We start from the raw sequence: 7,440 nt of genomic DNA on the forward strand, positions 1-7,440 counted from the left end.
TTCTACAACATCGCATAGAATTGCGTGCTATTTCACCTTATTTTGGGAATACACATTTAATGTCCAACATACAAAATAGAACTCAGCTTTTGAACGACGCGCTAAGCAAGCGCATCCTAATACTGGATGGCGCTACCGGAACAATGATCCAGCGCTTTAAGTTTGAAGAGGAAGACTATCGCGGTGAAAGGTTCAAAGACCACCCTTCGGAAGTTAAAGGCAATAATGACCTATTATGCCTGACTCAAGTAGACGCCATTGCTAGCATCCATAAACAATATCTAGATGCAGGCGCAGATATAATTGAAACAAACACTTTCAACTCGACCAAAGTTTCCCAAGCTGACTATGGCATGGAAGAGCTTGTATACGAGTTAAATTTCGAAGCTGCACGTATTGCACGTGAAGAAGCGGAGAAGAAGACCGCTGAAACGCCCGACAAGCCAAGATTTGTTGCAGGTGTCGTTGGCCCAACATCACGTACGGCATCCATTAGCCCCGACGTTAACGACCCGGGTTTTAGAAACGTCACTTTCGAAGAGCTTTACGACAATTATTATGAAGCCACCGATGCCTTGGTAAAAGGCGGTGCCGACATAATCATGATCGAGACCATATTCGATACGCTTAATGCTGAAGCAGCTATTTATGCAGTTGAACAATACTTTCAGGATTCCAAACTGAAACTGCCAATCATGATTTCAGGCACCATCACTGACGCCTCGGGCCGTACTCTGTCCGGGCAGACAGCTGAGGCCTTCCTAATATCTGTTAAGCACTGCAAGCCTCTGAGCATCGGTTTTAACTGCGCTCTGGGTGCCGATGCACTTCGGCCCTACATTGAAGAGTTATCTACCAAGGGCGAATGCTATGTTAGCGCCCACCCTAACGCAGGCCTGCCGAATGAGTTTGGTGAATACGATCAAACACCTGAAGAAATGGCCGATATCGTTGAGACCTTCGCAAAAGATAATTTAATCAACATTATCGGTGGCTGCTGCGGTTCAACACCAGAGCACATTGCTGAAATCGCACGACGTATGGAGAAACACAGTACAAGGGCTATTCCACAGATCAAACCCAAACTTCGCCTTTCCGGCTTAGAAGCTTTTGTTACAGATGAAGACTCACTATTCATTAATGTCGGTGAGCGCACTAACGTTACTGGTTCAAAGAAGTTTTTGAGGCTTATTAAAGACGAAGAGTTTGAAGAAGCACTCGACGTTGCAAGACAGCAAGTTGAAAACGGCGCACAAATCATCGATATCAATATGGATGAAGGCATGCTGGAATCCAAAGAAGCGATGGTCCACTTTCTCAACCTCGTCGCTTCAGAACCAGATATCTCCAAAGCACCAATTATGATTGACTCCTCTAAGTGGGAAGTAATTGAGGCCGGACTGCGTTGCGTACAAGGGAAGGCTGTCGTTAACTCAATTAGCTTGAAGGAAGGCGAAGAGCAATTTATCGATCATGCGAAAGCCTGTATTCGTTACGGTGCGGCCGCGGTAGTGATGGCTTTCGATGAGAAGGGTCAGGCCGACTCCTTAGATCGTAAGATAGAGATTTGTAAGCGCTCATACGACGTATTGGTTGGCTTAGGCATGCCTCCTGAAGATATTATTTTTGACCCGAATATTTTTGCGGTCGCAACAGGTATCGAAGAACATAACAACTACGCCGTTGACTTTATCGAAGCTACTCGCTGGATTCGTCAAAACCTACCCTATGCAAGTGTCTCTGGTGGCGTTAGTAACGTCTCGTTTTCCTTCCGCGGCAACAACCCAGTACGCGAGGCTATTCATTCCGTCTTTCTTTATCACGCCATAAAAGCCGGTATGAACATGGGTATCGTCAATCCCGGACAACTAGTTATCTATGACGATATTGATCCAGAGCTAAAAGAGCGCGTCGAAGATGTTGTCCTAAATAGACGGGACGACTCAACTGATCGACTTCTTGAAATAGCTGATAATTTCCGCGGTGAAGCCGGTGAGAAGAAGAAAGAGGATCTAGAGTGGCGTAAGCTGCCTGTCGAAAAGCGACTCGAACACGCGCTTGTTAAAGGTATTACCACCTTTATTACAGAAGATACCGAAGAAGCTCGCGTCAAAGCAGCGAGACCAATTGAGGTCATCGAAGGCCCTTTAATGGATGGAATGAATGTCGTAGGCGACCTATTTGGCGAAGGTAAAATGTTCTTACCACAAGTCGTTAAAAGCGCCCGGGTAATGAAACAGTCAGTCGCACATCTCGTCCCCTTCATTGAAGCAGAAAAAAGTGATAAACAAACGACCAAGGGTAAAATCCTAATGGCCACCGCTAAAGGCGATGTACATGATATCGGCAAGAATATCGTTGGTGTCGTTTTACAGTGCAACAACTATGAAGTAATAGATCTTGGTGTAATGGTTCCTGCCGATAAAATACTTGCTGCCGCCAAAGAACATAATGTAGACATTATTGGAGTTAGTGGCCTAATCACACCGTCGCTTGACGAAATGGTCCATATCGCAAAAGAGCTGCAGCGAGAAGGCTTGGATATACCACTAATGATCGGTGGTGCAACGACCTCTAAGGCTCACACCGCTGTGAAGATAGAACCTCAGTATCAAAATAATATTTCAGTCTATGTCACAGATGCCTCACGTAGTGTCAGTGTTGCTACCTCTTTGTTAAGTGATACACAGCGTGACACCTTTGTCGAGAACGTGAAGGTGGAATATGAGACGGTACGCGAACGTCGTAAAAACCGCAGCGCCAAGTCCAGCTTCCTAAGCTATGAAAAAGCAGTAGCAAACAAGCTGTCACTTGATTGGAGCGGCTACGAACCACCTAAGCCGAAATTTACCGGCACCAAAATCTTTGAAGACTACCCACTTGAAGAATTAGTTGACTATATCGATTGGACTCCGTTTTTTATCACGTGGGACCTGGTTGGAAAATACCCGAAAATATTAAAAGATGAGCATATCGGTGAAGCTGCTCAGAGTCTTTTCAATGATGCACAAAAAATGCTCAAGGATCTGATAAGCAATAAAAAACTAAAAGCCAAGGCTGTTATCGGATTTTGGCCAGCAAACGCTCAAGGCGATGATGAAATTACTGTATTTGCAGACGAAAGTCGATCTAAGGTAAATCTAAGCCTGAATCACCTACGCCAGCAATCTGACAAAGCGGGCAATCAATTTAGCTTATCACTAGCTGACTTTATTGCACCTAAAGAAACGGGTCTCAATGACTATATCGGTGGCTTTGCAGTCACCGCTGGAATCGGTGCTGAAGAACTTGCCACCGAGTTCGAAGCAAAACATGACGACTACAACGCGATTATGGTCAAAGCGCTAGCTGACCGCCTAGCCGAAGCTTTCGCTGAGCGTATGCACGAAAGAGTTCGTAAAGAGTTCTGGGCTTACGCTGGAGATGAAAGCTTTGATAACGACGCCTTGATTAAAGAAAAATACCGCGGTATCCGCCCTGCTCCGGGCTACCCTGCTTGCCCTGATCATACTGAAAAGACCGAGCTGTTCAAGCTACTGGAACCCGAAAACAGTGCCGGAATTTCATTAACCGAACACTTTGCAATGACACCTGCAGCTTCAGTTAGTGGGTTTTATTATTCCCACCCTGATTCAAAATATTTTTCTGTTGGAAAAATTACCAAAGACCAGGTCGAGGATTACGCTAAGCGTAAATCAATGTCTATCACTGAAGCAGAAAAATGGTTGAGTCCGGTACTAAACTATGATTAATCGCTAAAAAACGGCTTTNATATAACCAAAACCCGTAATAGCTAAACAAACTTATATAAGCTGGTTATTTAACCGCTTATTAAAAACTGATACCCTTAGCGCCCGCAAAAATGGCCCCAGGCTGCTTTGGGCTAAATTATATTAAGCAAGTACGATTGAGACGCACTAAATGTACAAATACGATGGTTACGACAAACAGATCGTCCAGGAACGGGTTCAGCAGTTCCGCGGTCAAACCCAACGCTTTCTTGAAGGGACTTTGGCAGGTGACGACTTTTTGCCTTTACGTCTGCAAAACGGTCTATACGTCCAGCGATTAGCACCTATGCTTCGGGTCGCCGTACCTTACGGCATGCTGTCTTCCACACAGCTTAGGAAGCTCGCTTCAATCAGTCGTGACTACGACAAAGGCTACCTGCACTTTACTACTCGCCAAAACGTCCAATTCAACTGGCCCGAGCTAAAAGATGTCCCAGACATTCTTGACGAGCTTCGTAGTGTTGAAATGCATTCCATTCAAACGAGTGGCAATTGTATTCGTAACACCACGACTGACCAGTTTGCCGGTGTGGCAGCGAATGAATTGTTAGACCCGCGCCCTTACTGCGAGATCATACGTCAGTGGTCGACTTTCCATCCTGAGTTTGCATTCTTGCCACGTAAATTCAAAATCTCGGTAAACGCTTGTGGTGATACAGATCGTACTGAGTCTCTAGTGAATGATATTGCTCTGGAGCTTGTTAAGAACGATGCAGGTGAAATTGGCTTTAAAGTTTTGGCCGGTGGTGGGCTAGGCCGTACGCCAATCATTGCCTCGGTAATTCGTGAGTTTTTACCCGAGAAGCACCTGCTTAGTTATCTCGATGCGATCTTGCGTGTCTACAATATTCACGGTCGCCGCGACAACAAATACAAAGCTCGTATTAAAATCCTTGTAAAAGCCCTTACACCCGCCAAGTTCGCAGAACGCGTTGAAGCTGAATGGGAGCATATCAAGGATGGAGCGACAACACTGACCAATGAAGAAATTGACCGTGTAAAAAACTTCTTTACAGAACCAGCATACCAATCGCTTGCTGATAATAGTGAAAGCTTTGTTAAGCAACAAGACGAGCACAAAGGCTTTGCCAATTGGATCAAGCGTAATGTCAATGACCATAAAAAGCCTGGCTACTCGATCGTTACGCTAACACTTAAGAAAACGGGCACACCACCAGGCGATGCATCTGACAAGCAGGTTGATACAATTGCAGACATGGCTGATAAGTATAGTTTTGGTGAAGTCCGTGTAACACACGACCAGAACATTGTTCTTGCAGACGTTCCTCAGAATATGTTGTTTGAATTATGGAGTGAGGCTAAAGCAGCTGGTTTTGCAACGCCTAACCTTGGCATGATTACAGACATTATTTGCTGCCCAGGCGGCGACTTTTGTGGCCTTGCAAACGCCAAATCAATACCAGTAGCTGAGCAGATTCAAATCAAGTTTGATGATCTAGATTATGTCTATGACATCGGCGAGATCGATTTAAATATATCAGGCTGTATGAACGCTTGCGGTCATCACCATGTGGGTAACATTGGAATTCTCGGTGTTGATAAGCGCGGCGAAGAATTCTATCAGGTATCTCTAGGTGGAAACTCGGGTAAAGATGCCGCCATTGGCAAAATATTAGGCCCGTCCTTCGCTAGAGCTCAGATGCCTGAAGTCGTTGAAAAGATTATCAACGTTTATATTGAAAACCGAACTGAAGAAGAACTGTTTATTGATACATTCCGTAGAATTGGAATGCTACCTTTTAAGGAGCGCGTATATGCCAAGGCTGATTAAAGTAGATAAGATTGTCGATGATGCGTGGCAAATTCTAGATAAAGGTTTTTCAGGCAAGCTTGAGCAGAGCCAGGTATTTGTTCCCTTAAACTATTTGCTTGAAAACCCTGGATGCATTGATGCTTCTGAAGTTGGCGTTTGGCTCGACAGCGACGAAGAACCGGAAGCGCTTGCACCCTACCTGGATAAGCTTCCTGCTATTGCAATAAACTTCCCTAAGTTTGTTGACGGGCGCGGCTACTCCTATGCTCGTATACTTCGCGACCGTTTGAACTTTGAGGGTGAAATTCGTGCAATTGGCGACATTCTTCACGACCAGCTTTTCTATCTGAAACGCTGCGGTTTTGACGCATATGCAGTTCGAGAAGACAAAGATATTGAGGTCGCACAAGAAGGCTTGTCCGACTTTACTGAATCTTATCAAGCAGCAAGCTTTATGAATCAACCACTATTTCGCCGTCGCGGCTAACGAGTGCTTAGTACCCACCTCTAAGACCCCAAACCAGGATCTTAGAGGTGGAGCTTTTCAAACAAACTCCCCCTCCTCTTCCCCTTACGTCGTTCTTCATCCGCTAAAAATACAGCTATACTAATAACATATCTGGCGTTTTTTAAAGGAGTCAGCAATGCGTATTGGTGTACCAAAAGAAGTCAAAAATAACGAATTCCGCGTCGCCATGACGCCTAACATTGCTCACGAGCTCTATTCTCATGGACATAAGGTTTTTATAGAGAAAGATGCAGGATTAGGATCCGGTTTTTCAAACCAAGAATACCTTGACGCAGGGTCGACTGTGCTCGAATCTGCTGTTGATATTTTTCACCAAGCAAACCTGATTCTTAAGGTAAAGGAGCCGCAAGCCTGGGAGCGCAGCCAGCTCACCGCAGGTCATATACTGTTTACATATTTACACCTTGCACCAGATCTTCAGCAAACAAGCGACTTGCTAGATAGTAAAGCAACGTGCATCGCCTATGAGACGGTTTCCGATGCTGCGGGACACCTTCCTCTTCTTACACCAATGTCAGAGATTGCTGGCCGAATGTCAATTCAGGCAGGCGCTCACTGCCTTGAGAAATCGCAGGGAGGTCGCGGCGTACTCTTAAGTGGTGCCCCCGGTGTCGAACCGGCACGCGTTCTGATACTTGGTGGCGGAGTTGTCGGCCGCAATGCTGCTAAAATCGCTGTTGGCATGGGGAGCGACGTAACCGTATTCGATAAATCGATTGAAACACTAAGAACACTAGAAAGCGAGTTTGGCAACAGCATCAAAACTCTATACGCAAGTCGCGCAGCCCTACTCAAACTCCTACCTCACTGCGACCTTGTTATTGGGGCTGTGCTAATTCCCGGCGCTACCGCCCCAAAGCTAATTACTAAAACTGACCTAAGCCAGATGAAAAGCGGCAGCGTGATCGTAGATGTGGCGATAGACCAAGGTGGATGTATTGAAACCTCAAAACCTACAACTCATGAAAAGCCAGTATTCACAATAAATAATGTCGTACATTATTGCGTCGCCAATATGCCCGGAGCCGTTGCACGAAGTTCAACTCTAGCTTTAACGAACGCTACAGCGCCTTACGTAATCGAGCTTGCTAATAGAGGTTGTCGTAAAGCACTGGAAACGAACCCGGGCTTTATGAAAGGTCTGAATATTGTTAATGGGGAGCTCTGTAACAAGAACGTTGCCGAGGCACAAAACCTAAAAAGCATTTCTCTTGAAAATGCGCTTAATAAGCTTTGATTCCTTATAGCAGCATAAGCTGATTCGCCGACATTAAGTAAATACTCGCAAGCCATCCAGAATAAACTGGATTGCCAGTGCAGCTAAGATCATTCCTAAAAAACGTTTT

The 7,440-nt window shown here is 45.3% G+C and carries 4 protein-coding genes; all 4 read left to right on the forward strand.

Annotated elements, in window-relative coordinates:
* Nucleotides 1-59 precede the first annotated feature (59 nt).
* The 4 genes from metH to ald all read left to right on the forward strand — a co-directional run bounded on the left by metH (nucleotide 60) and on the right by ald (nucleotide 7,331).
* Entirely contained in the window at nucleotides 60-3,752 is a 3,693-nt protein-coding gene (gene metH / locus A3761_RS25050; protein WP_068507516.1) for a methionine synthase, read from the forward strand.
* A 169-nt stretch (nucleotides 3,753-3,921) separates the two neighbouring features.
* On the forward strand, nucleotides 3,922-5,583 hold the full coding sequence (locus tag A3761_RS25055) for a nitrite/sulfite reductase (RefSeq protein WP_068507518.1): 1,662 nt from the start codon (nucleotides 3,922-3,924) through the stop codon (nucleotides 5,581-5,583).
* Entirely contained in the window at nucleotides 5,567-6,052 is a 486-nt protein-coding gene (locus A3761_RS25060; protein WP_068507521.1) for a DUF934 domain-containing protein, read from the forward strand. Before A3761_RS25055 ends, A3761_RS25060 begins: the two co-directional genes overlap by 17 nt.
* A 157-nt stretch (nucleotides 6,053-6,209) precedes the next feature.
* On the forward strand, nucleotides 6,210-7,331 hold the full coding sequence (gene ald, locus A3761_RS25065; protein WP_068507523.1) for an alanine dehydrogenase: 1,122 nt from the start codon (nucleotides 6,210-6,212) through the stop codon (nucleotides 7,329-7,331).
* Nucleotides 7,332-7,440 lie beyond the last annotated feature (109 nt).

The sequence above is a fragment of the Oleiphilus sp. HI0123 genome, from assembly GCF_001635315.1.

What these genes read in the sequence shown, in the direction of transcription:
- metH (WP_068507516.1), top strand. Translation starts at nt 60, where the DNA reads ATGTCCAACATACAAAATAGAACTCAGCTTTTGAACGACGCGCTAAGC.
- A3761_RS25055 (WP_068507518.1), top strand. Translation starts at nt 3,922, where the DNA reads ATGTACAAATACGATGGTTACGACAAACAGATCGTCCAGGAACGGGTT.
- A3761_RS25060 (WP_068507521.1), top strand. Translation starts at nt 5,567, where the DNA reads ATGCCAAGGCTGATTAAAGTAGATAAGATTGTCGATGATGCGTGGCAA.
- ald (WP_068507523.1), top strand. Translation starts at nt 6,210, where the DNA reads ATGCGTATTGGTGTACCAAAAGAAGTCAAAAATAACGAATTCCGCGTC.